The sequence below is a fragment of the Gordonia oleivorans genome (assembly GCF_040044975.1).
GTDB classification, from domain to species: Bacteria; Actinomycetota; Actinomycetes; order Mycobacteriales; family Mycobacteriaceae; genus Gordonia; species Gordonia oleivorans.
The window spans coordinates 110,042-134,815 of sequence record NZ_JBDZDI010000009.1; the positions used below are offsets into that span (position 1 = coordinate 110,042).

General features: G+C 67.1%; 23 protein-coding genes. 10 read left to right on the forward strand and 13 right to left on the reverse strand.

Features of this window, described 5'->3' with window-relative positions; translation table 11 throughout:
- The first annotated feature begins 184 nt into the window (after positions 1 to 184).
- Positions 185 to 2,458, forward strand: a complete 2,274-nt coding sequence (locus tag ABLE92_RS14945; protein WP_496560810.1) for a heavy metal translocating P-type ATPase — start codon at positions 185 to 187, stop codon at positions 2,456 to 2,458.
- A gap of 56 nt (positions 2,459 to 2,514) precedes the next feature.
- Here the strand turns inward: ABLE92_RS14945 and ABLE92_RS26175 are convergent, their stop codons facing one another.
- Together ABLE92_RS26175 and ABLE92_RS14955 are read right to left on the reverse strand one after the other, a co-directional pair.
- Entirely contained in the window at positions 2,515 to 2,934 is a 420-nt protein-coding gene (locus ABLE92_RS26175; protein WP_425476211.1) for a zf-HC2 domain-containing protein, read from the reverse strand.
- 35 nt (positions 2,935 to 2,969) lie between these two features.
- Positions 2,970 to 4,985 (reverse strand): cytochrome c oxidase assembly protein, encoded by a 2,016-nt coding sequence (locus tag ABLE92_RS14955; protein ID WP_425476210.1) that lies wholly within the window; start codon positions 4,983 to 4,985, stop codon positions 2,970 to 2,972.
- Positions 4,986 to 5,195: 210 nt separating this feature from the next.
- On the opposite strand from ABLE92_RS14955, the gene ABLE92_RS14960 reads away from it, so the two are divergent.
- Positions 5,196 to 5,948, forward strand: a complete 753-nt coding sequence (locus ABLE92_RS14960; protein WP_348805575.1) for a DsbA family protein — start codon at positions 5,196 to 5,198, stop codon at positions 5,946 to 5,948.
- Positions 5,949 to 5,985: 37 nt separating this feature from the next.
- Positions 5,986 to 6,660, forward strand: coding sequence for a vitamin K epoxide reductase family protein (locus tag ABLE92_RS14965; RefSeq protein ID WP_348805576.1), 675 nt, complete (start codon positions 5,986 to 5,988; stop codon positions 6,658 to 6,660).
- Positions 6,661 to 6,813: 153 nt separating this feature from the next.
- Here ABLE92_RS14965 and ABLE92_RS14970 read toward each other — a convergent pair whose 3' ends face one another.
- From ABLE92_RS14970 to mftE, 4 genes are all read right to left on the reverse strand, one after another.
- Positions 6,814 to 8,442 (reverse strand): HNH endonuclease signature motif containing protein, encoded by a 1,629-nt coding sequence (locus tag ABLE92_RS14970; protein WP_348805577.1) that lies wholly within the window; start codon positions 8,440 to 8,442, stop codon positions 6,814 to 6,816.
- A gap of 228 nt (positions 8,443 to 8,670) precedes the next feature.
- Complete coding sequence (gene mftG / locus ABLE92_RS14975; RefSeq protein WP_348805578.1) at positions 8,671 to 9,993, reverse strand: mycofactocin system GMC family oxidoreductase MftG; 1,323 nt, start codon at positions 9,991 to 9,993, stop codon at positions 8,671 to 8,673.
- A 10-nt stretch (positions 9,994 to 10,003) separates the two neighbouring features.
- Positions 10,004 to 11,458: a mycofactocin biosynthesis glycosyltransferase MftF gene (gene mftF / locus ABLE92_RS14980; protein WP_348805579.1), complete on the reverse strand. Its 1,455-nt coding sequence runs from the start codon at positions 11,456 to 11,458 to the stop codon at positions 10,004 to 10,006.
- On the reverse strand, positions 11,455 to 12,168 hold the full coding sequence (gene mftE, locus ABLE92_RS14985) for a mycofactocin biosynthesis peptidyl-dipeptidase MftE (protein ID WP_348805580.1): 714 nt from the start codon (positions 12,166 to 12,168) through the stop codon (positions 11,455 to 11,457). The genes mftF and mftE overlap by 4 nt, the downstream gene beginning before the upstream one ends.
- 171 nt (positions 12,169 to 12,339) lie before the next feature.
- On the opposite strand from mftE, the gene ABLE92_RS14990 reads away from it, so the two are divergent.
- From ABLE92_RS14990 to ABLE92_RS15000, 3 genes are all read left to right on the forward strand, one after another.
- Complete coding sequence (locus ABLE92_RS14990; protein ID WP_348805581.1) at positions 12,340 to 13,452, forward strand: CaiB/BaiF CoA transferase family protein; 1,113 nt, start codon at positions 12,340 to 12,342, stop codon at positions 13,450 to 13,452.
- A 47-nt stretch (positions 13,453 to 13,499) separates the two neighbouring features.
- Entirely contained in the window at positions 13,500 to 14,315 is an 816-nt protein-coding gene (locus ABLE92_RS14995) for a mycofactocin-coupled SDR family oxidoreductase (protein WP_348805582.1), read from the forward strand.
- Between the two features lie 419 nt (positions 14,316 to 14,734).
- Positions 14,735 to 15,064, forward strand: a complete 330-nt coding sequence (locus ABLE92_RS15000; protein ID WP_348805583.1) for a hypothetical protein — start codon at positions 14,735 to 14,737, stop codon at positions 15,062 to 15,064.
- 167 nt (positions 15,065 to 15,231) lie between these two features.
- On the opposite strand, the gene mftD is transcribed toward ABLE92_RS15000, so the two are convergent.
- The 4 genes from mftD to mftA all read right to left on the reverse strand — a co-directional run bounded on the left by mftD (position 15,232) and on the right by mftA (position 18,351).
- A complete protein-coding gene (mftD, locus tag ABLE92_RS15005) occupies positions 15,232 to 16,434 on the reverse strand; it encodes a pre-mycofactocin synthase MftD (RefSeq protein ID WP_348805584.1) in 1,203 nt (400 codons plus the stop codon).
- A 91-nt stretch (positions 16,435 to 16,525) separates the two neighbouring features.
- The gene (gene mftC, locus ABLE92_RS15010; RefSeq protein WP_348805585.1) at positions 16,526 to 17,803 is read right to left on the reverse strand and encodes a mycofactocin radical SAM maturase; all 1,278 of its coding nucleotides are present in this window, start codon (positions 17,801 to 17,803) and stop codon (positions 16,526 to 16,528) included.
- 54 nt (positions 17,804 to 17,857) lie between these two features.
- Positions 17,858 to 18,229: a mycofactocin biosynthesis chaperone MftB gene (mftB, locus tag ABLE92_RS15015; protein WP_348805586.1), complete on the reverse strand. Its 372-nt coding sequence runs from the start codon at positions 18,227 to 18,229 to the stop codon at positions 17,858 to 17,860.
- Positions 18,229 to 18,351 carry a mycofactocin precursor MftA gene (mftA, locus tag ABLE92_RS15020; protein ID WP_348805587.1) on the reverse strand — a complete coding sequence of 41 codons (123 nt, stop codon included), beginning with the start codon at positions 18,349 to 18,351 and terminating at the stop codon, positions 18,229 to 18,231. The genes mftB and mftA overlap by 1 nt, the downstream gene beginning before the upstream one ends.
- A 155-nt stretch (positions 18,352 to 18,506) precedes the next feature.
- Here mftA and mftR point away from each other — a divergent pair, with 155 nt between their 5' ends.
- From mftR to ABLE92_RS15040, 4 genes are all read left to right on the forward strand, one after another.
- Positions 18,507 to 19,103 (forward strand): mycofactocin system transcriptional regulator MftR, encoded by a 597-nt coding sequence (gene mftR / locus ABLE92_RS15025; RefSeq protein ID WP_348805589.1) that lies wholly within the window; start codon positions 18,507 to 18,509, stop codon positions 19,101 to 19,103.
- Positions 19,104 to 19,245: 142 nt separating this feature from the next.
- Positions 19,246 to 20,301, forward strand: a complete 1,056-nt coding sequence (locus tag ABLE92_RS15030) for a 2Fe-2S iron-sulfur cluster-binding protein (RefSeq protein ID WP_348805591.1) — start codon at positions 19,246 to 19,248, stop codon at positions 20,299 to 20,301.
- Positions 20,302 to 20,304: 3 nt separating this feature from the next.
- On the forward strand, positions 20,305 to 20,682 hold the full coding sequence (locus ABLE92_RS15035; protein WP_348805593.1) for a DoxX family protein: 378 nt from the start codon (positions 20,305 to 20,307) through the stop codon (positions 20,680 to 20,682).
- 79 nt (positions 20,683 to 20,761) lie between these two features.
- Positions 20,762 to 22,117, forward strand: a complete 1,356-nt coding sequence (locus tag ABLE92_RS15040) for a ClC family H(+)/Cl(-) exchange transporter (protein ID WP_348805594.1) — start codon at positions 20,762 to 20,764, stop codon at positions 22,115 to 22,117.
- A 126-nt stretch (positions 22,118 to 22,243) separates the two neighbouring features.
- Here the strand turns inward: ABLE92_RS15040 and ABLE92_RS15045 are convergent, their stop codons facing one another.
- From ABLE92_RS15045 to ABLE92_RS15055, 3 genes are read right to left on the reverse strand one after another with little or no spacing between them, the layout of a single operon-like run.
- Complete coding sequence (locus ABLE92_RS15045; protein WP_496560811.1) at positions 22,244 to 22,984, reverse strand: DNA alkylation repair protein; 741 nt, start codon at positions 22,982 to 22,984, stop codon at positions 22,244 to 22,246.
- Complete coding sequence (locus ABLE92_RS15050; RefSeq protein ID WP_348805595.1) at positions 22,968 to 24,161, reverse strand: NAD(P)/FAD-dependent oxidoreductase; 1,194 nt, start codon at positions 24,159 to 24,161, stop codon at positions 22,968 to 22,970. Before ABLE92_RS15050 ends, ABLE92_RS15045 begins: the two co-directional genes overlap by 17 nt.
- Before the next feature lie 58 nt (positions 24,162 to 24,219).
- Positions 24,220 to 24,732, reverse strand: a complete 513-nt coding sequence (locus ABLE92_RS15055) for a hypothetical protein (RefSeq protein WP_348805596.1) — start codon at positions 24,730 to 24,732, stop codon at positions 24,220 to 24,222.
- Positions 24,733 to 24,774 lie beyond the last annotated feature (42 nt).

The following is a 24,774-nucleotide window of genomic DNA, read 5'->3' on the forward strand; positions in this document are numbered from 1 at the left end:
CCCGTCGAGTGGGCGCCCCATCTCGTCGAATGGGTAACCAATCAGTGACCCAGATCACCACAACCGCCGGGAACTCTGGGCTCGGCGCATCCGACCTATCCTGAGGACGAGTGCGTATGCGGCCGCCGACGTCATCAGCGTGACCAGCCCCTGATGACCCGGCGCCGGGAATCAAGAGGATCGTGTGACCACCGATGTGACGACCGTGACCGGCTCGGATACCGAATCCGTCGGCCCGCCCGAGCCCCAGCGACTCCAGCTCGATCTCACCGGCATGACGTGTGGGGCGTGTGCGGCCCGCGTGGAACGCAAACTCAACAAGGTCGACGGGGTGAAGGCGTCGGTCAACTACGCCACCCGGGTCGCCACCATCGATGCCGCACCGACGGTCACCACCGACGATCTGTGCGACGTCGTCAACAAGGCCGGCTACGGCGCGACGCCCCGCGATGACGTCCCGCGCGCCATCCCCGACACCGACGCCGCCGAGGCCCGCCGCCTCTTCCGCCGACTCGCCGTCGCGGTGGTGCTGTTCGTGCCGCTCGCCGACCTCTCGATCGTGTTCGCGGTGGTGCCGACGACCCGCTTCCCCGGCTGGCAGTGGCTGCTCATCGCGATGGCCGCACCCATCCTGACGTGGTGCGCGTGGCCGTTCTACAAGGTGGCCGCGAAGAATCTGCGCACCGGCGCGGCGACCATGGAGACGCTGGTGACGCTCGGTGTGCTCGCCGCCACCGGCTGGTCGTTGTACTCGATGTTCACCACCGACCCCGACGCCCGGGCGACCACCGGCGTGTGGGATGCCATCTGGAGTAGCGATTCGATCTACCTCGAGGTGGCCACCGGCGTCACCGTGCTGGTGCTGGCCGGACGGTATTTCGAGGCGCGGGCCCGGTCCCGGGCCGGCGGTGCGTTGCGCGCGCTGGCCGCGATCGGCGCCAAGGATGTCGCCGTCCTGCTGCCCGACGGCCGCGAGATGCGGATCCCGGCCGAGGAGCTGAAGGAACAGCAGCGTTTCGTCGTGCGTCCCGGGGAGACGGTCGGCACCGACGGCCTGGTCATCGAGGGCCACGCCGCCATCGACATGAGTGCGATGACCGGCGAATCCCGGCCCGTCGAGGTCACCGTCGACGAGCCGGTGATCGGCGGCACGACGGTCCTCAACGGACGGATCATCGTGGAGGCCGCGGCGGTCGGTGCGGATACCGCATTCGCAGGCATGATGCGCCTGGTCGAGGAGGCCCAGTCCGGTAAGGCCCGCGCACAACGGCTCGCCGACCGCATCGCCGGTGTCTTCGTCCCGATCGTCGTCGTGTTGTCGCTGGTCACGCTGGCCACCTGGCTGCTCCTCGGGCAGCCCGCCGACCGTGCGGTGTCCGCGGCGCTGGCGGTGCTGATCATCGCCTGCCCGTGCGCACTCGGCCTGGCCACCCCGATCGCGGTGATGGTCGCGACCGGCCGCGGCGCCCAGCTCGGCATCTTCCTCAAGGGCCACCAGACCCTGGACACTTCCCGGCTCATCGACACCGTCGTCTTCGACAAGACCGGCACCGTCACCGAGGGCGCACTGTCGGTGGAGTCGGTGACCGCCGTCGCCGACGCCGATGCCGACGAGGTGCTCGCCCTGGCCGCCGCCGTCGAATCCGCCTCCGAGCATGCCGTCGGCGCGGCGATCGCCGCGGCCGTCGCCGAGGCGGACCGCCGCCCGGTCAGCGACTTCCGCGCCGAACCCGGCCGCGGGGTATTCGGCATCGTCGACGGCCGGCGGGTGCGGGTCGGATCGCCGCGCTGGGCCACCGCGAACACCGTCGTCCCCGCCGACCTCGCGCGCGTCCGACGCGACGCCGAGGCGGCCGGCACCACCGTCGTCTACGTGGTCGTCGATGACGAGCCGGTCGCCGCGATCTGCGTCGCCGACACCGTCAAGGCGTCCGCCCCCACGGCCATCGCCGCGCTGCGTGCCGCCGGTCTCCGCACAATCCTGCTGACCGGAGACAATGCGGGTGCCGCCCGTGCCGTCGCCGACGCGGTGCAGGTCGACGACGTGATCGCCGAGGTCCTGCCCGACCAGAAGGTGGAAACGATCCGCCGTCTGCAGGACGAGGGTCATTCGGTGGCGATGGTCGGCGACGGCATCAACGACGGTCCGGCCCTGGCGACCGCGGATCTGAGCCTGGCCATCGGTGCAGGCACCGACGTCGCGATCGGCGCCGCCGACGTGATCCTGGTGCGCGATGACCTGCGTGCGGTGCCGGCGGCGCTGAGCCTCGCGGGAGCGACGCAGAAGACCATCCGCACCAACCTGGTGTGGGCGTTCGGCTACAACGTGGCCGCGATCCCGATCGCCGCGCTCGGAGTGCTCAACCCGCTGATCGCGGGGGCGGCGATGGCGTTGTCGTCGCTGTTCGTCGTCACCAACAGCCTGCGGCTGCAGCATTTCGGCGAGTCACGCCGCTGAGCTGACCCGCCGAGCTCACCCGCCGAGCCGAGCCGCCGGGCCGACCTGGTCCCGCGTCAGCGGCGTGCTCGCACCGTCAGCCCCACGGTGGCCACGACGGCAATCACGAACAGGGCGATCACGATCACGGAACCGTGCGTGAGAACAAGTGTCACCGCCAGCGCACCGGAGACGAATGCCCCGCCGCCCGCGGCGATCCACCATGCGCCCGAACGCGATTCGCGGTCCGACTCCGACGGTGCGGGCTGCTCGGCACGCGCGGCGAGCATCCGTTCGACCAGATCCGGCCCGGTGTCGGAACCCACCACCCGCAGCGGTTCGCGGATCTGCGGGAGCGCAATCGCGGCCAGCGCGGCGGCAAACTCCGTGCAGTCGGCGCATCCGGCGACGTGCTCGTCGACCCGCACCGACGGAACGGTCTCCCGTTCGCCGTCGGTACGCGCCGACAACGCCTCTCGCGCCACCTCACACCGCATGAATCGATTGTCCCGATCGGGTCAAGCCGGACCTCTCAGCGCCGCGACTTCGCGAGGTCTTCGAGCATCTTGTTGTAATCGTCGAGTTCGGTGTCCTCGTAGGTCTCCGCGTGCCGGTCGGCGCGGCGGGCGGCCCGCCGATCGGATTTGGCCCACTGCGAGACGATCGCGACGACGACGAGGACGACCGGCACCTCACTGGCACCCCAGGCGATCGCACCGCCGAGCCATTGGTCGTGCAACCGGTCGGTCACCCACGGCAGATCGAGCTGACTGTAGAACTTGTCGCCGACCACCGAGGTCATCGTCATCAGTGCGATACCGAAGAACGCGTGAAAGGGCATGACCGCGAACAACAATCCGATCCGTGCCAGGAACGGGATGCGACGCGGGCCCGGATCGATGCCGATGATCACCCAGTAGAAGAGGTAGCCGACGAAGATGAAGTGAATGGTCAATAGGACGTGGCCCCAGTGGTACCGCGCGAATGTCCCGAAGATCGCGGTGAAGTACACCGCGTACAGCGACAGCACGAACAACACCAGAGCGACCGCCGGATGCGACAGGAAGCGGGTGACCTTGGAGTGCAGCGCCCACAGCAACCATTCCCGCGGACCGGGTGGGCGGCGGGAACCGGCGGTCGGCAGGGCTCGCAAGGCGAGGGTGGCGGGTGCCCCGAGCACCAGCAGTACGGGCGCAAACATGTTCAGCGCCATGTGTTCTGCCATGTGGACGCTGAACATCGCCGATCCGTAGGCCCGGATACCCGAGCCGGTGACGATGATCACGCACAGGCAGCCGAGTATCCAGGAGATGGTGCGTCCGACGGGCCAGGCGTCGCCCCGTCGATACAACCGCCATGCTCCCAAGCCATAGAGGATCGCGGCGACGACGAATGCCGTCCCCATCACGAAGTCGAAGCGCCAGAAGGTGGCCAGTCGCCAGGCGTCGGGCGCGCCCGGCAGTTCGTAGCCGAGGAACACATCCCACGCGGTGAAGGTGTGTGCCAGCAGCCCGGGGGCGACGCGGGTGTCCATCACCGTCCAGCACGCGACGACGACGATCATCAGCACCGCGGCGAGGACCTGTGGACGCCAGATCCGGTCGGCACCCGATCCTCGCAGCGCGACGATGCTGCACACCAGCACCGCGGCCAGCGCGATGAGCATCACCATTGCGGCCAGACCGAACGCGGTGGAGAACAGGTAGCGCACCGGCAGCAGGAACGCCACCAGCCCGCTTCCGGCGAGCAGCGCGACGGTGTCGGCGATGGCCAGGATCCACGCGTGCCGGCGTTCCAGGATCGCCCGATCCGAGTCCGGTGTGACCACCGGCGCGGTCGCGAACGCGACGCGGTAGCCGATGCCGATAGCGGCGGCCAGGATGAAGAGGATGACCAGGCTGGTCGTGTAGTCGTGGTTGGGGCCCTGACCACCGTTGCCGGCCATCGGCAGGGCCGCCACCGCGATGCCGGTCGGGATCAGCAGCACCAGGTGCGCGATCCAGGACAGGAAGAACCGGATCGCGATTGCCACGATCGTTGCGAAGATCGCCACCACCAGCCAGGCCACCGCCTCCTCGCTGACCCCGATCGCGTCGAACAGCGTGCCCGAGGACAGCACCTTGCCCAGCGGCAATCCGTAGCCGTCGGCGGCCGCGACCCCCACCATCAGCCACGACAGCACCGCCCACACCGGCGCGGCCGACGAGACGAAGCGGTGGGCGCGGTAGACGGTCGCGTCGATGATGCCGTTGGAATCGGGCCGGGCTCCGGCGACGACGAAGGCCAACGCACCCAGACACAATGCGGCCAGCACCGTACCGAGGAAGTACCCGGCGACGTCGGCAATGGCGATCGGCATCCCGGGGTAGGGGTCGCCGCGCTCGATGTGGCGGGCCGACCCGCTCGCGGCCCCGTAGATGACGATGCCGACCAGCGCGATGCCGACCAGCGCCGCCAGCCATCGAGCCGTCCGGATGGTCGGTCGGGTCGGGGCGGTGGTGTCGTCGGTGCCCGGTACGTCGGGCGAGTGTGTGTCGGGAGCGGTCACAGAATGTAGGTCTCCTAGCAACGCTGCAGCGAGACAGCGTCGGAGTAAGTCTACGACGCTGCGTCGGTGTGACCGATTCGGCGCCGATCGGGCCGCTCAGTCGCGACTCAGGCGGGCCCAAGTACGCTGAACAGCGGCGTGGAGACCTCGCGGCGAGATTCCGGGGTGCTGCGGCCGTGCGAACCGTTGACTTGGAGTGTGAGGGAACCCGTGGCAGACAAACGTCGGAAGCCAGTCGTCGACCCACGAGCCGCCGAGCGTCGGCGCTCGCTGTTCATGCGGATCGGGGCCGTGGTGGCGATCATCGTCGTCGCGGCCGTCGTCGCCGTCTCCATCCTGTGGTCCAACGGGAAGATTTTCAGTGACGACAGTTCGGTCGCCGCCGGTACCCCGCCGACGGTCACCACCGACGGGGCCTTCCGCATCACCACCGCTCCGGCCGGTACCACCCCCAAGGCGGTCGTGGAGATCCTCGAGGACTTCCAGTGCCCGGTGTGCAAGCAGTTTGAATCCGTGTTCGGCGACGCGCTCACCCAGCTGAAGTCCAATCCGAACGTCGCGATCGACTATCGGCCGGTCGCCATCCTCGACCGGATGTCGTCGACGAACTACTCGACCCGCGCGGCGAACGCGTCGGCGTGTGTGGCCGAATCGACCGGCGGCGCCAACAACTTCGAGGTGTGGCTGAAATTCCACTCCCTGCTCTATGAGAACCAGCCCGCCGAGAACGGTTCCGGCCTCACCGATGACCAGTTGGCGTCCTACGCCACCGAAGCCGGTGCGCAGAATGTCAAGGACTGCATCACGCGCGGTGACTACGAGGACTGGGTCACCCAAGAGACCAAGGACTCTGGTGTCACCGGAACACCGACCGTGAAGATCAACGGGCAGGACTTCAACATCCAACAGGGCCCCGAGGCCTTCGTGGCAGCGGTTAATGCCGCTGCCGGCTCCCAGCAGTAGGACCCAGCCCAGCAGCAGGATCGAACGAAACGACATCATGGCCGGCATCACATCTGAGACCGAACCCGACAAGGCGCTCGACGCGGACTCCCTCGAATCCGATGACAGCACCGACGATCCGACCGACGACCGATCGTGGTGGCTGCAACGTCCCGACGTTTCCCCCGCCACCGGCATCGCCGTGCTGGTGCTCGGGATCATCGGGTTCATCGCGTCGGCGACGCTGACGATCGAACGCATTGAGCTGCTGATCAATCCGTCGTACCGCCCGAGTTGCAGCATCAATCCGGTGTTGTCGTGCGGTTCGGTGATGGTGACGCCGCAGGCCCGGCTGTTCGGCTTCCCGAACCCGCTGATCGGTATCGCGGCGTTCTCGGTGATCATCGTCACCGGTGTCCTCGCGACGGGTCGCGTGTCGTTGCCCCGGTGGTACTGGCTGGGGCAAACCATCGGCCTGGCACTGGGTTTCGTCTTCGTCAACTGGCTGGCGTTCGAGAGTCTGTACCGGATCAACGCGCTGTGCCCGTACTGCATGGTGGTCTGGACCGTCACGCCGATCCTGCTGATCCTCTCGGCCGGACGACTCCTCGGAGATTCTTACCGCGCCCGCGACATTCGCGGCTGGCTCTGGGTGCTACTTCCCCTCTGGTACGCAATCGTCATCGTGGCCATCGGAATTCAGTTCTGGGATTACTGGTCCACACTCATCTGAGCCGACCGAGTCGCGAGGAGCCCCAGGGCCTTGCGTGAGCCCCGGCGCCTTGCGTTGAGCTCCGTCGAAACGACGATCCTCGAGACCACGCAACGTGGAGCTGGGAACTGGTTGCAGCGCAGCATCACCCGACGGCAGACCGAAGCCGGCCGCCTACCGCGGATAGGTGGTGATGGTTTCCCCGGAGACGGGGTCGCGCCAGATGACCGCCCGATCGGCGAGCATGGTGGGGATCAACAAGCCCATGTGTTTTCGTTGGTGGTCCGGGGTGCACAGCGGCATCAGGTTGAATTCCACCGTCCAGCCACCGGTGATCGGATCCTGGTGCACGAATTTCACCAGGTGATCGATCTGGCAGTCACTGGCCGGCCGCCCGCACTGCGGGTACCGGCAGGTGCCATCCAACTCGATGATCTTCTCCCGCAACCACGCTGGTATCCGATACGTCAACGCACCCGGCGGCGGGAGGAGATGGCCGCCGTGCCCGGTCGGGTCGACCGGTGGCGCGGGGAACGGATCGTCGAGACGACGCCACGCCGCCGGTATCCGATCCAGCGAGGTGGCGGTGCTGACGGTGGGTATGTCCAGGGTGGGAAACTCGGTGACGGTCACCAACTGTCCCGAACCGATCAACGACCTGGCATGAGCTTCGTCCACCACGCCGAAGTATTCCAACCGGGCTTCCCGCTGCCCGGACGGGTCGGTGATCAACGACAGCGACAACTGCAAATCGTTTTCGGGTTCGGTGTCGGTGTCGGTGTCGGATTCGGTGCTGGGGTGCGCCTCGACGGTATCCGTTGCCGCACCGTCAGCGTCGCCGTCGGTGACCGTCTCGGGAGCGTCGGTCGTCTCGGGTTCGGTGATCTCGTCAGCCTCACCGCACTCGGCCTCAACATCGAACGGATCAGCCGCGCCGCCGTCGACATCGATGTCGAGGTCGGTCAGGCCACAGGGCTCCTCCGGCAACGGGACCGCCCGCGAGCAGTTACCCCGCCCGCATCCACACGACAGGTACGCACCCGGCAGGCCCTGGATTTCGGCGAACGCCGCGACCTGCACCTGACCGCGGCGACGCGGATCACGCGGGCAGATCCGCTCACTGATCATCTGTGCGATCCGCGCCGCCAGATGCGCACCCACCTCCCCCGGTGCGTACACCGAGATACTGCAATGCCCGTTGGTGTCCCGACGGACCCGCACGTTCTGATCACGCGCGGCGGCCTCCTCCCGACGGTCGGCGGCACCGTCGGGATCCAGCGCGATCACCATCTCGGCGACCTGATCCCGCAATGTCGTATCCGCCTGATTACGTCCAGCGAGTTGCAGTGCGCGGGTTTCGGCGAACGCGCGCACATCGTCATCGGACAGCACGACGATCTCGTCGGCGATGATGCGGATACGCTCCAACGACTGGTCACCGGCCAAGAAGGCGGCGGTCACCGTCGGGAGCGTCGACAGCAGGAAGCTCAGCGTCATCCACGCGGTGGCTTGCGGCACCGACACACCCAGCGCGGTCGAGACCTTGCCGGTGGCGGCTTTGTCGACGGCACCGGTGGTGTGCACGTTGGTCATGTGGCCCGAGAGCAGCATCTCGTCGTACACGGCATGCCCGATCCGCGCTGCCGACAACACCTTCCGGGCGATCACCTGTCGTTCCTGGCGTTGCAGGGATCGGGCCAGAGCGGTGGCCGTCTCGGCGGGGAGGTGATCGATCATGGCCGCGTCGTCGGCGGTCATCGACAGTTCCGGCGCGGTAGTCGTGCGAATTGTGGTGTCGGCCATGATGTTCGCCCCCTTGATCGATCGCTCCAACTGAACTGACTCAAGTGTAACGACGACCACCGACAACCTTCTCCGCGCGGAATCTGGTGGGGGTGAACGCTGTCGGCTATATCGCGCGTGGGTTCGGTTGGTGGTGGCCAGGTTTCGTCGTCGGCCTGCGGAGGTCTCGACACGGTCCTCCGCTATCGCTCCGGACCGGCTCGACCAGCTGGCGGGTCGGCGAGAGCGTCAGCCCGCTGCGAGCAGATCACCGATCCGGCAAGCCATCATCATGATCGTGGCGTGCGGGCCACTGCGTCCGGGACTCGGCAGGATCGAACCGTCGACGATGCGCAGGCCCTTCACGCCCTGCACACCGCCCAACCAGTCGACCGCATCGCCCATAGGCATACTCCCCCAGGCGTGTTGGGAGGTACGGACCACCGGGTCGATGACGATCGACCCGGGGTCGACGAGATCGTCGAACTCCTTGGAGGACAACATATCCACCACGTCGTCGGCGACCGACCACATCCGGGCCGCGTCGTCGGTCAACGGCGGGTCGAGGATCACCTCGACGCCGCCGCCGGACGCGGTGACCACCGAACCGGTACCGCTGTGAAGCATGGAGCAGACTCCGACCACCGGTCGCCCACCCCGACCACCGGTCACATAGCGATCGAAATCGTCAGAATAACAGCGGATTTCGATTCCGGATTCGGTATGAACGACGGTCTGTAGCAGCGGTGTCAGGTCCTCGGCATCGGTGCGCCCGTAGCCGACGAGCACCTCGCGGTGCTCACCGATCCGCGCGCTGTCGCCGACACCGAACACCTGCGGTTGCGATCGCAGCAGCAGCCCGGCAGTACCCAACGTACCGGCGCACAGGATCACTTCGTCACATCGCACCGCCTCCCCACCGACGCGGACGCCGATGATTCGTCGACCACTGACCGCGAGGTCCTCGACATGCGCATCCGTCCGGACAGTCAGGTTCGGCCGGCCGATCGCGGCACGCAGGTACGCCTCCGCCGCTGTCATCCTCAGCCCGTCGACCTGATTGCCGAGTACCCGGTTCAGGCCGACGATCGGCCAGCGCTGCACCGGATCTCGCGTCGGTACCCGCGATGCCCAATATCGCTCGAAAGCCCGTGCCGCCGCACTGAGCTCCCCGTCGGCGGCCGGACGGACCGACATTCTGCCACCGGGATCATCGAGTTCCCGGTAGGCCGCTTCCACCTCGGCGAGGCCCCATCCGCTCGGCCAGGACGCGAAATCGGTGTCGTGCCACCGCAGAAAGTAGCCCCCGTTGACCACCGACGACCCGCCGAGCCCACGCCCGCGCACCACCACGTGGCCCAATGCCTCCGGAAGTGTTGTCGCGTAGATCGAGTCGGCCCCGATGGGCAGTCGCCGCAGATCCCGGATGGAGTCATCGGGCCAACCGGGCCCCTGCTCGAGAAGCAGCACCGAGCGGGCTCCGTCGCGACTGAGTTTGTCGGCCAACACGCAACCCGCGCTGCCCGCACCGACGATGACGACGTCGACGGTCGAGGGCACGCGCTCGGTCACCCCGGTCACCTCACCGGGTGACGATGGGCCGCAACGCTCCCAGATCCCGCTCGCGCACAACGCCTTCCCACAAACCGGTGCCATACGCGAGGTCGTCGAGACGACGGCACACCAGGTAACCGACCGGACCCATCGCCGGCGCGGCCCCGGGTTCGGCAATCACCGACCGAATCCACTCGACGACCCCCTCGACGACGGCCACCTCGATGACGAGAGCCCGGAAACGCTTGGAGATCAACGCCAGCACCAGCGCCACCGGCCAGTAGTGGCGACAGATCGCACCCGCGGCCTGCAAGAGCCCGAACCCGGCGGCGCGGCCGGTCATCTGCGCGGCGGCCACCGGCGCATCGGGAAGATCGCCGAGCCGCGTCCGCAGCCGGTAGGCCACCCGGGTCAACACCAGGAACGCGATCGCCAGACCCACCTTGGTCCGGGACAGCAGCGCACCGACGGCCACCGCCATCGAGGCGGTCATCACCATCGGAGCCGCGGTGCTTCCGTGCCGCTGCGCGAGGAACGCCGCTCCCGTTCCGTAGAACCGGCGACGCGACAGGACCTGCCGCATACTCGTCCGGTGATCATGCGCAACCCGCGCGACGGGATCGTATCGGATGCGCCAGCCCGCCTCGTGTAGTCGCCAGCACAGGTCGACGTCCTCAGCCACCCGCAGCTTCTCGTCGAATCCGCAGAAAGCGTTGCGCCGCACGATCATCGCCGCACTCGGAACGTAGGGCACCGGGGTTCCGGGAACCACCGCGGCCTCACCGGGACCCATGTCGAGTGACGAATATCGGTTCTCGTAGCGTTCGGCCAGCGACGGACGCCGACGCATCGTCGGCCCGTCCTCACGCCCGGACAGCCCGACGATGCGTGGTGCCGCCAGCGCCACCAGCGGATCGGAGAAATGCGCCATCAGCATCATCAGCCACTCGGGTTCGGGCACGACATCCGAATCGAGGAAGGCGACGAACTCGGTCTGCGCCGCGGCCGCTCCGGCATTGCGCGCCGCGGCCGGACCACGATTGCGGTCGAACCGGATGACCTGCACGAGCGGACCGGACGCGACAATCGGTTCGGCCGACCCGTCGTCAACGACGATCACGCGCCGACCGTCCACCGCCGCTACCAGTCTGTCCACACCGGACTGGTTGTCGCGCACCGGGATCACGATGGTGACATCGTCGACGCACGGACCCGCCATCGGCCGTGGATGAGCGATCCCCGCCTCGAGCAGGGTGCGGGAGAGGCGACGGGTGGCCGGGTCACAGACCTCGATGCGGCCGTAGCCGGAGGTCATCCCCAACGCGGCGTCGCTGAGCCGCATCATCCGTGTGGGCGATCCGCCGACCAGGAAACGAAGGTCACCGCCCCTGGCGCAACGCATGTCGATCTGCACCTGGAATCCATCCGGCAGACCGGAATCCTGCGCCCGGATTGTGGCCGTGGTCGATTCGACGGTGGTCACCGCAGCCGCCCCCCGTCATCGACGGTCCATTCGGTCAACGCCCGGGCGAGGTCGCCGATCGCGTGATCGAGCAGAAGCGCGCCCGCCTCGGCCGACGACGACGACGCGTCGCCGAGAATCCCGTTGGCACTCACCGCCGAGACCCCGCCGGTGCGCAGCGCGCCCATCAGGGTGGCCATCGGTTCCCGATTGCCCACCTCGAGCCGATCCGAGCGCACCACATCGGGTGAAAGATGAAGCAGGACCGAGGTTTCGGTGTGACCCGCATGCGCGTCAGCGTCCGGGAACATACACGGATACCACGCCACATCCCGGGCCTCGTACCGTAACCGTGCGACCGCCGTGGTCAATGTGGGCACATTCCCTCCGTGTCCGTTGACGAAGGCGATCCGCTGCGCCCACCGGCATGCGCTGCGCCCGTACTCCAGCAGCACTGCGCCCAGCGCCTCCGCGCCCAGCGAGATGGTGCCGGCGAATCCCTCGTGCTCACCGCTGGCCCCGTAGGGAATTGCCGGAGCACAGGAGTAGGGAGCGTCGGTTGCCAGACGCCCGTGCGCACCGGATGCCACCGCCACCGCGATGCGGGTGTCGGTGTCGAGCGGAAGATGCGGTCCGTGTTGCTCGAATGAGCCCACCGGTACCAGTACGGTCATCGCCGAGTCGGTCAGTTCCGGCCACACGTATCGCCCCAACGTCGCCGGTCGCACCATTCGGCCAAGTTTAGTGCGCAAAGCGCCCAGGGGTAACCGGTCGGCGGGTATTTCCCTCACCGATTCCCGACGCCGCCGACCCGCTTGCCGAGCGATCGGTCGGTTGTGGAATCCTGGACGGCATCGCCGTGACACCCGCCACATATGGGTGCCAGATCAGGGAGGACCACCATGACCGGAGAATCCGCATCCACCAGCGGTAAGAGCGGACCGCTCAGCCGTGTTCGCGTGATCGAATTCGCGGGCATCGGCCCCGGCCCGCATGCCGCGATGCTGCTGTCGGACCTCGGTGCAGACGTGATCCGCGTGCAACGCCCCGGCTCCCTGCCGCGTGAGGGAGCCTCGGCCGACGCACTGCTGCGCGGCCGTCGGGTCGTCGAGGCCAACCTCAAGGACTCCGCCGACCACGAGACCATCCTGAATCTCATCCGCAAGGCCGATGTGATCCTCGAGGGCTTCCGCCCCGGCGTGATGGAACGCCTCGGCTTCGGACCGGACGCCCTCGCAGAGGTCAATCCCGGCCTGGTCTATGGCCGCATGACCGGCTGGGGGCAGGACGGGCCGCGCGCCGAACTCGCCGGCCACGACATCAACTACATCTCGCTGACCGGCATGCTGCACGCCGTCGGCCGTCGCGGGGAACGTCCGGTTCCCCCGCTGAACCTCGTCGGCGACTTCGGCGGCGGGTCGATGTTCCTCGTCCTCGGGGTGCTCTCGGCACTCATCGAACGCCAGACCTCCGGTAAGGGACAGGTCGTCGACGCCGCCATGGTCGACGGCGCTTCCGTTCTCGGACAGATGATGTGGGCGTTCCGTGGCACCGGACTGTGGTCGGATGAGCGCGGCGTGAACATGCTCGACACCGGCGCGCCGTACTACGACGTGTATGAGACCTCCGACGGCAAGTACATGGCGGTCGGTGCGCTCGAACCGCAGTTCTATGCCGCGTTCATCAACGGTCTCGGCCTGGCCGACGCCGATCTTCCGGCCCAGAGCGACATCTCCCACTGGGACACTCTCCGCAAGACCTTCACCGCCGCCTTCGCATCGCGCACCCGCGACGAATGGACCAAGGTCTTCGAGGGCACCGATGCCTGCGTGTCCCCGGTGCTGACCTTCACCGAAGCGCCCGACGATCCGCACATGGCCGCGCGCGCGAACCTCGTCGAGATCGACGGCGTCACCCAGGCGCAGGTCGCCCCGCGCTTCTCCCGCACCTCCCCCGAGACGCCGACCGGTCCGGCCCGCGAGGCCACCGACCCGGCGACGGTCTGGAACGACTGAGAGAATACCGACCCTGCCGTCGAACTAGAACGTGTTACAGTTTTTGCATGGGACAGTTCGACGGCAAGGTCGTCTACATCACCGGGATCGCACGTGGTCAGGGACGCAACCACGCACTGCGATTTGCACGCGAAGGTGCCTCGATCATCGGCCTCGACATCGCCGCACCGGTCGCCGATCACATCACCTACCCGCCGGCCACCGCCGACGACCTCGCCGAGACCATCCGCCTCGTCGAAGAGGCCGGCGGTAAAATCCTTGCCCGCCAAGGCGATACCCGTGACCTGGCCTTCCAGCAGGAGTTGGTCGCCGACGGCGTCCGGCAGTTCGGCGGCCTCGACCACGTGATCGCCAACGCCGGCATCCTCTCCTGGGGACTCACCTGGGAACTGTCCGAGCAGGAATTCACCGATGTCCTCGACGTCAACGTGACCGGCACCTGGAAGACGTTGCGCGCCACCATCCCCACCCTCCTCGACACCGACGCCGACAACCGCTCCATCGTCATCATCGCCTCGGTCGCGGGCCTCAAGGCGATGCCGGTGCAGGCGGCCTACTCGGCGTCGAAGTACGCCCTCACCGGACTGGCTCAGACGACCGCGAAGGAACTCGCACCGCGACGGATCCGCGTCAACTCGATCCACCCCTACGCGGTGAACACGCCGATGGGAGTCGCCGACAGCTCGGCGATGAAGATCTTCGACATGGGTGAGTACACACGGTATTTCGTCTCGATGATGGACCACTTCCCGGTGGCCTCCCTCGACGACATCTCCGACGCCGTGCTCTACCTGACCTCGCCCCAGGCCCGCGCCGTCACCGGCTCCCAATTTCAGATCGACATGGGTAATTCCAAGGTCTGACCACGGTGTAGTCCGGTCGGCTGAAATCGCTGCGACCACCGCGAAACGGGCACGCCCACGGCTGATTCGCACCTTACGATCGCCGCATGACCTCCCCCGGGCCCGCCGGTCGACCCGAACCACATCAGCGGGCGGTACCGGCACCGCCCGCAGCGCCGTGGCGCCCGTCATCGCCGCCGCCTCCACCCCCACCCCGACCGGGGCTCCACCAGATGCCCGGATACCCTGGGCCACAACAGTTCATGAATCCCGGTGCGGGACTGCCACCCTTGAGCCCGGCGCCGCAGCCTGCGTGGACTCAGCCCAGCACGTCTCTTCCGCCGGGACCTCCCCCGCCACCCCATGGATTCGGCCGCACAGGACTGATCCTCCTCGCGGCAGGCCTGGTCACCATCGCGATCTGTTGTGTCGTCGCTGTTGTGATCGTGGTACGACCGGGCGGAATCAGCGACGAAGAGGCCGTCGAAGAACTCATCACCGGGTACTACGACGACCTCGCGCGAGGGCACTTCATCGATGCGGCCGAACGCTCGTGCCCCGAGGAGTCGGCATTCCGTGCGCAACACCGGGAGTACGAGGCGGAGGGACTCGATGGGCTCGACCTGGACGTCGAGGTTCTCAGCGTGGACATCCGATCCGATCACGCCTACAGCGTGATCGAACGGGACTACAACGGAGAACGAGTCGAAGCCGACAGCGAAGCACGCCAACTGCCCGACGGATCGTGGTGTCTGATCGATCTCGACTGAATACGCTGCCGCCCAACAGTACTCGGCACCATCCCGAGCAAGGGGACGAAGCGCTCAATGACCACAAACGTCCCCGTCAGCGACCCTGAACGGACAGTTCCGAACAGAATCCCTGTCGGGGACGGTTGTGGGCATCTCACTGAGAGCCAGGGCTCTCCGAACGGATCTCAGGCCTCGCCGTAGGACCGTTCGAAGCCCTCCGGGATGATCAGATCATCGCGCGACAGCTCGTGAACACTCTTGCGTCCCAAGCCCATCAGGACTCCGTCGAGTCCCATGCGCAGCAGGTCGAGCACGTTCTCGACGCCCGGCTGTCCGTTCGCGGCCAGACCCCACAGGTAGGCGCGTCCGATCATCACCGCACGAGCGCCGAGGGCGAGCGCCTTGGCGACGTCGCTACCGCGGCGGATACCACCGTCGAGCAGCACTTCGATGTCATGGCCGACGGCGTCGGCGATCGGGCCGAGCACCCGGATGGTGGCCGGTGTGCCATCCAGGTTGTTGCCGCCGTGATTGGACACCGACAGCGCCGAGGCGCCGATGTCGACCGCACGCTTGGCGTCGTCGAGGCGCGTGATGCCCTTGACCATGAACGGGCCATCCCACTGCTCCCGCAACCACTTCAGGTCCTCCCAGGTGGGCGGTGCGGTGTTCATCCATTCGTAGTACGCACCGAAGAAGGTCGGTCCGGCGGTGCCGACGGTCGGCGGCAGGTTGGGTGCGGTCAGATCGGGAATGATGATCTTGCCGTCGCGAATCCAGTCCAGCGCATACCGCGGCTTCGTCGCGATCTCCGGGGCGAGCCGCAGCAGCGCCTTGAAGTCGACCTTCTCCGGGATCTCCGGGCTGCCCCAGTCACGACCGATGTTGAACACCCAGTCGGTGGTGACGATGAGTCCCTTGGCACCGGCCGCCTTGGCGCGCTCCACGCGGGCGAGGATGTCGTCGCGGCTACCGAGCCAGTAGATCTGGAAGAAGATCTTGTCGTTGACCGCCGTCACCTCCTCGATGGGATGGCTGGCGAAACTCGACAGTCCCATCGCGGTTCCGCGAGCGGCCGCGGCGCGGGCGACGGCCACCTCACCGTCGGGGTCGACGGCCTGCACGCCGGTCGGCGAGATCATCACCGGAAACGAGAGCTCTTGCCCCATCACGGTTGTCGTCATCTCACGGTCGGGCTGGACACCGACGACGTGCGGTGCGAACCCGAGTTCCTTGAAGGCGTCGGTGTTGTCGTTGACGGTCACCCCGGCCTGGGTGCCGGCGACCAGTGACGAGTACACCGACTTGGGCAGCCGCTTCTTCGCGCGGCGCTGCGCCTCGGTGACGGTTTCGAACCAGGGATTACGGGCCCAGGGATTGGTGACCATTGTTCTTGTTCCTACCTATTTCATCTCATGTGCGGGCACCACCGAACCGCCCGGCATACACGCCGAGCGTCGGTGATCCACCGCGTGGGTACTACAGCGAGAAGCCCGCCAAGGGGTTCTCATCACAGCTCTTCGAGGGCGGGCCACCGATCGGGGTCATCTCCCCGTCCGGCCGCCGGGTCATCAAGGTGAGAGGTGTCCCTCGCGAATGATCCTTGTTTGCAGTCGGTTTGGTGCGTTCACCGGCGAGCAATTGCTCGCCGTAGCCCTGCACGCACTCCGGATCGGGGCCGGCCAGGGGCAGACCGGTGAAGAACTTCGCGGCCATGCAGCCGCCACGGCAGGCGTCGAAGTGTGCGCATTTGGTGCATGCTCCGGCGTTCTGCGGTTCACGCAGTTCGAGGAACAGATCCGATTGCTGCCAGATCTGCTGGAATCCACCGCCGGTGGTGATGTTGCCGGCCAGGAAGTTCTCGTGGATGGCGAACGGGCAGGCGTAGACGTCGCCGACCGGATCGATCAGGCACACCACGCGACCGGCACCGCACAGGTTCAGTCCCGGCAGTCCACCGCCTCCGGACCCACCGAAGGCCGACAGATGGAAGAAGGAGTCGCCGGTGAGCACGTTGTCCCCGTGTGCGACAAGCCAATTGTAGAGTTCGAGCTGCTGCTCGGGCAGCGGATGCAGATCGTCCCACACGTCGGCGCCGCGCCCCGACGGACGCAGCCGGGTGATCCGCAGGGTGGCGTTGTAGCGGTCGGCGAGCGCTTTGAACTCGTCGAGCTGGGCGACGTTCTGACGCGTCATCACCACCGATATCTTCGCGTCGCGGAAGCCTGCCTCGGACAGGTTCTCCAGCGCGCGGACGGCCATGTCGAAGGAGCCCGGTCCGCGCACCGCGTCGTTCACCTCGGCGGTGGCACCATCCAGCGAGATCTGTACGTCGACGTAATCCGAGGCCGCCAGGCGTGCCGCGACCTCTTTGTTGATCCGTAAACCGTTGGTGGAGAACTTGACTCCCACCTGATGACTGGTCGCATAGTCGACCAGTTCCCAGAAGTCCGGCCGCACGGTCGGCTCGCCGCCACCGATGTTGACGTAGAAGACCTGCATCCGCTGCAGCTCATCGATAATGGCCTTGCACTGCTCGGTCGACAGTTCCCGCGGGTCACGTTTACCCGACGACGACAGGCAGTGCACACACGCGAGGTTGCACGCGTAGGTGAGCTCCCAGGTCAGGCAGATCGGGGCGTCGAGACCCTTCTCGAACTGGTCGACGAGGCGCCCGACTTTGGGCGGCGCCGTCTGCGCCACCGGGGCGACGCTGGCGAGTCCGGTTGCGGTGGGCGGCATCTCGAGTGTGGTCATGCGGGTCTCCTTGGGCTTTTCAGGAGCGATATGTGGACGGACGAGGAGGGGAGATCAGCGCCGGACGATCATCCCGGAGTCGGCGAGGGCCGACAGCGCCTGCAGATACAGCGGGCGTTCGGCGGTACCGATACCGGCGGCGACGAATGCCGCTTCGGCGGACTCGTGCGCGGACAGCGACTGCACGATCCCGACGACCGTGAGGTTTTTCAGGAACGACAGCTTGCGCGTTCCGAAGTGGTAGAGGAGCGCACCGAACGGTTCCGGGCGCAGCGCCACCTTGGGATTGAGCTCCCAGGCGGCGCCGACGTCGAAGGACAGTGCCTTGCGGATGGTGGTGGAAGTGGGGGCCGGGGAGTCGCGCCGGTCACCGGCGATCGCATCGGAGCGATCGCCGGCAACCGGAGCCGATGTCGGGGTGGACATCAGTAGACCCCGCACATCCCGTCGATCGACACCTCTTCGACGAGGGACTCACCCACGAGCTCGGTGTCGACGTCGGCGGGAACCGACAAGTCCTGAGCTGCCTTGGCTGCCTGATCGGCCATGATCCAAACCTCCTAGTTGATCGGGTAGTGATGTGGATCACCGATCACTATAATGGCACCGAGTGCAGAATTGCACCCCCTGGCGAAAAGCTAGCCAGGTGGACAGGTGCAACCCGGAACGAAAGGGCGCCCATGACCAGCACGAATTCGCCCCGATGACGACCGACGCGACGGCACCGGGTCGACGACCGTCGACGAGTCGCGCGCAGATCAGCGCCACCGCCATCGATCTGTTCACCACCATCGGATTCGAGGAGACCAGCGTCGAGGACATCGCCGACGCCGCCGGCATCGCCCGTCGCACCCTCTTCCGCTACTTCCCGTCGAAGAACGCGATCGCCTGGGGTGACTTCGACGCCCACCTCGACGAGTTGCGTCATCTCCTCGCCGACATCCCCGACGATCTGCCCATCGCCGACGCGGTGACACGCGCCCTCGTCGCCTTCAACACGGTGCCCCCACAGGGCGCCGACGGTCACCGTCGGCGCATGCAGTTACTCCTCGGAGTGCCCAGCCTGCAGGCACATTCGATGCTCATGTACGCCGATTGGCGGCACGTCATCGCCGAGTTCTGTGCGCATCGACTCGGACTCGACGAGGACGACCACCTACCGCAGACGATCGGCTGGATGTGCCTGGGCACCGCTCTCGCCGCGTACGAGCAGTGGCTCACCGATCCGGATTCCGACCTGGAATCGCTGATCCGCGCAGGCTGCGAGGTCCTTGCGAACGGCGTCGCGGCGCTGCACTGATGCGAACGCCATCGCCCCCACTACCCTGAAACCCGATCGCCGGTGCCGGTGTCGACAGTCCGACATCTAGGCTAGGCTCAAATTAGAACGTGTTCTATTTTTTCAGATGGAACACCCTGACGACGCCAGGAGAGGCTCGGACATGACCGAACTGACGCCCCACGGCTCCCGCAGCGTGATCCTCACCGTGGCCGAGGTCATCGACGAGACGCGCGATGCCCGATCGATCGTCTTCGAGATCCCCGACACCGCCAAGGAAGCGTTCACACAGTACAAGTCGGGCCAGTTCCTGACCCTGCGCATCCCCAGCGACCGGACCGGCTCCGTGGCGCGTTGCTACTCACTGGCGTCCTCCCCGGTCGGCGATGAACCACCCAAGGTGACCGTCAAGCGAACCGTCGACGGATACGGCTCGAACTGGGTCTGCGACAACCTCTCCGCCGGTTCCCAGATCGAGGTCCTCCCGCCATCGGGGGTGTTCACTCCCCGTTCCTTCGACGAGCCCCTGCTGCTGATCGCCGCGGGCAGCGGCGTGACACCGGTGATGTCGATCCTCAAGACCGCACTGCGGCGCGGTTCGGAGCCGGTGGTGTTCTTCTACGCCAATCGCAGCGCCGACGACGTCATCTTCGCCGACGAACTGCGCGAACTGCAGACCGCCCACTCCGAGCGCCTGCTGATCATCCATTGGCTCGAGTCACTGCAGGGCCTACCCTCGGCGCAGACCCTCGCCACCGTCTTCGGCGCGTTCCACGGTCACAGCGCGTACATGTGCGGGCCCGGCCCGTTCATGGATGCGGTGCACGCGGGCCTGCACACCGCCGGATTCGCCCATCACGACGTCCACGCGGAAGTCTACAACTCGCTGTCGGGCGATCCGTTCGTCGACGTCGTCCTCGACGAGGTCAGCGACGAGGAACGCACCGACGCCGCGACAGTGGAGGTGGAACTCGACGGCGACACCCACGAACTGTCCTGGCCACGCAAACGCACCCTGATCGACATCATGCTCGAGGCCGGTATCGACGCCCCCTATTCCTGCCAGGAGGGTGAATGCGGTTCGTGCGCCTGCACTCTCATCGAGGGTACGGTCGAGATGGACAACGACGGGGCTCTCGATCCCGAGGACATCGAGGACGGTTACATCCTCGGCTGTCAGGCCCATCCCACCTCCGACCGACTGCGAATCGAGTTCTGACACATGCTTTCTCGCTTCTCCTCCACGCAGCTCGCCCGCGCACTCGCCGGGATGCTCTTGACCATCGGCACGCTGCATTTTCTGGCGCCCAAGCCTTTCGACGAGATCATTCCCGAGGAGATCCCCGCCGAACCACGCATGCTGACCTACGCCTCCGGCGTCGTCGAGGTCGCACTCGGCGCGGCATTGCTGGCGCCGGCGACCCGCAAACCGGCCGCGGCGGGCGCAGCGGCACTGTTCGTCGCGGTCTACCCGGCGAACATCAACATGGTGCGGCTGTGGTGGGACAAGCCGGCAATCTACAAGGCGATCGCCATCGCGCGTCTGCCACTCCAGTTCCCGATGATCGTGGCGGCGCTGAAGGCCTATCGGAACTCCTGACCCCGACGGCGTTAGGGTCGGAGGGTGTTCCACGACCCTCACCAGACCGTGACCATATGACCTCTGCCGATTCTCGACGATGAGTTCCGCCGACGATCCCGACCTGACGCCGGCCGATGACGACACCCATGCCGACGCGCGGGTGCTCATCTGGTTGACGATCGTGGCGTCGGTGGCCGGCGCCATCACCGGATTCGTCGGTGGAGCCTTCCGCTGGTTGTTGATGCGCGCCGACGAGATGCGCCTCGACATCGGCGATTGGGCTCATCATCACGGTTTCGCGGCCCTGCTGGTGCCAGTGGCGATCTCGGCCGCGGCGGCCGCCGTCGCCACCGCGATCACCCGGTGGGAACCGCGGGCCGCCGGCAGCGGTATCCAGCACGTGGAGGCCGTCGAGCGGGGCGAGGCGGAACCGCCGCCACCACGGGTGGTGCCCGCGCGGTTCGTCGGCGGCCTGATCGCCATCGGCTGCGGTGGTCTGGTGCTCGGCCGGGAGGGCCCGACGGTGCACATGGGTGCCGCGATCGGCGCAATCATGGGACGAGTCACGCGGTGCACCCGCGACGAGATCCGGGTGTTGCAGACGGTGTTGTCCGGCACCGGCCTCGCGGTGGCCTTCAACGCCCCCATCAGTGGCGCCCTGTTCTGCATCGAGGAGATCGCCAAGACCGTCAAACTGCGCTACGTCCTGTGGACGATGGCCTCGGTGGCGGTCGGCACGGCGTGCAGCCGCGTCGTCGTCGGCAATCACCCCGACTTCACGGTTCCGGCGATCAGCACGCCGGCGTTGGCGTCTATCCCGGTGTTCGTCATCTTCGGCGCGATCGTCGGAGTCCTCGGAGTCGCCTACAACTGGCTGATTCGCGCGTGCCTCACCACATTTCAGGCCATCGACCGGGTTCCCGGACCTGCCAAGGCCGCGGTCGTCGGCGGCGTCGTCGGTGCGATGCTCATGATCAACCCCGACCTCGGCGGCGGTGGTGACGATCTGACCCAGGCACTGTTCGGTGGTCACCGACTCGCGATCGGCGTGATCGTCCTCTATCTCGCGGTGCGGTTCTTCGCCGGCCCCGTCTCCTATTCGGCGGGCACCCCCGGCGGCATCTTCGCCCCGATGATCGCCCTCGGAGGACTCAGCGGACTGCTCGCCGCCCGCATCATCGACCTGTTCGCCCCCGGCTACGGACACGACCTGATGATTCCTCTGATGATCGTCGGAATGTCGACGCTGTTCACCGCGGTGGTGCGCGCCCCGTTCACCGGCGCCGTGCTGGTGATGGAGATGACCTCCACCACCAATATCGCGGTGGCCCTGCTCGCCGGTGGCGCCGCCGCGATGATCGTGTCGCAACTGCTGAACTCGCCGCCCATCTACGACGATCTGCGGGAACGCATGCTGGCACAGTGGAAAGGCCGTGAGGGCGAAGGTGTGTGAACGACGGCCGCGCCGACCGTCCCGTCTGCCGCGCCACCCGTTCCACCGGCCGCACCCCACGTCCCGTCGGTCGGAACCCAGCTCAACCGGCGATCGGGACCCGACTCGACCAGTGGGCACAGCGCCCTACCGAAGCCCGCGGTAGTGGACACGAGTCGGTCGATCGAGATGCTCGATCGCGTAACCCAGTGCGGTGCGGCCCATTTGGGCTGCGTGCGTGTCCAGGTACTCGCTGAGCAGGTGCGGGTCGACGCGTTTTCCCATCTCCCGCAGCATCCAGCCGAAGGCCTTCTGGATCAGATCACGCCGATCGCCGACCACCAGCGGCGCGACCGCCAGGGTCGCCACTGCATCCCCGTGTCGCAGGAAGGCCTGACCGCCGACGATGCCGGCGCGGCGCACCCAGAGCGGTTGCGCTGCCGCGGTATCCGTCAGCAGGGAGATGTCACCGATGCGCAGGCACCAGTGGCCGAGCACCGGTCCGGCCGCGACGTCGACCAGATCCCAGTTGTCGATCCGGCCGGCGTGCAGCGCCTCGAGATAGTCGGCAACCCACGCCCGGTGCTCGGCCGCATCGGCACGGGCGCAGGCGTCACCCATCATGATCAGGGCCAGGTGCCGGATCTCGTGGGTCGTCGAGGTGAGGAGTTCGGCAACCTCGCCGCGTGCGATCCCCCGGAAGCGCCGGGCGATCGCACGCAGGTCCGGTACCGACACTCCGAGGAACTCGTCGCCCTCGGCGTAACCGCCGGGCCCGGCCTGCAGGTACTTCGACATCTGTTGCGCACGTTGCGGATCGGCAATCCGGGTCACCGCGTCGACGGCGGCCGACGCGGTCAGCTCGCCCGGTTCAGAGGAGGTCGGCAACAGGTGTCGGCGTCTGCAGCCTGGGCCGCGACTTCATCACCGGTCCGGCCTTGCCGGCCCCCACCACGGCGGTCAGGATGCCGTCGCGGCTGTAGTAGGCGAGGAATTTGGTGCCGTCGTCGCTGACGATGTGCACGGTGTCGTCGGCACGTGGATGCCCGAGAACCTGGAACTTCACCGCGAACTGGTCGCTCCAGAAGTACGGCACCGCGCTGGTGATCGGTTCACCGGGTGTTCCGGTGATGTCACGGGCCGCCACCGACGCCTGTTCCACCGTGTGGTTCCAATGCTCGACTCGTGTCGGCTTCCCGTGCGCATCAAGCCAATTGGCGACGTCACCGATCGCCCAGACATCGGGTGCACTGGTCCGCCCGTTCTCGTCACAGGCGATTCCGCCGCCGTCCGAACGTCCGGCGAGCGCGATACCCGAACCCTCGAGGAAGTCGGTGACCGGAATCGACCCGATACCCACGACAACGATGTCGGCGGGCAGTTCGGTGCCATCGGCCAGGCGAACCCCGCGCACCCGGCCGTCGTCGGCGAGGATCTCCGCGACGCCCACTCCGAGGTGCACGTCGACGCCGTTGGCCGCGTGCATTCGGGTCACCAGATCACCGATCTCGGTGCCCAGCGACGCCGCGAGCGGTGTCGGTGCAGGCTCGACGAGCGCGACGGCGACACCCCGATCGGTCAGACTCGCCGCCACCTCACATCCGATGAATCCGGCACCGATCACCACCGCCGTGGTCGCGGCATCGATCTCACCGCGCAGGGCGTGGGCATCGTCGACGGTTCGCAACGTGTGGACACCCGCCAGGTTCTCCGCACCCGGGAACGCCCGGGGAATCAGCCCCGTGGCCAGCACCAGCGTGTCGTATCCGACGGTTTCACCGTCGACGGTGACCGTCTTGGCCCCCGGGTCGACCGCGGTCACCGGCGCGCCGAGCCGTAACGTGATGTTCGCGGATTCGTAGAACTCGTCGGGTTTGAGGTCGACGCGGTCGTCCTTGCCCAGCAGCACCGACTTCGACAGCGGCGGACGATCATAGGGCGCATACGGTTCGGCACCGATGAGGGTGATGGGGCCCTCGTAGCCGTCGTTACGCAGGTTCTCCGCCAACCGGATCGCACCCAAACCCGCGCCCACCACGACCACGCCATTGGTCTGTGCACTCATCGTCGTCGATGTCCTCTCAATGCGGCCACATCCTTCATCTGTTCGGGTTCACACAGGATCAACGGGTGATGTCACCGACGGAGTGCAGGTCGGCCATCCGCCAGGTTCCGTCCACCTTAGACATGACCATCCAATATTCGGAAGGTGTATGCCCGCCGTACGGTGTCGTCGAGCCGGGTGTGGGCGTCCCCGACGACGAATCGGGCACGGTCACGACCTGATCGACGAAGGCGAGCACTCGGGCCCGGTCACGCTCATAGCTGCTGACCGCGACACCGACGACGGTCACCGACATCGTCACCGACGCGGCGAGGGCACCGGGCAGAACGACGTCGACACCGACGGCGTCGTAGCGCCCGAGAAGCGGATCGGCGAGCTGCCGACGCACCGCCGGGACATCGGACGCCACCCCGTCGGTGACGGTCATCAGCGCGGTGAGTGCCGCCGCTGCGGCCCGCCGGATGTCGTCGCGCTGGGCGTCGTCGGGTCGCGGCGCGGTGCTCACGGCGACGACCGCGCTCACCGCGGCGACGACGAGCGCGATCACGACGGTGACCACGCAGCCCGTCATGATCCGCCTGCCTCGCCGGGACAGTCGTGTGGTGCGCACCAG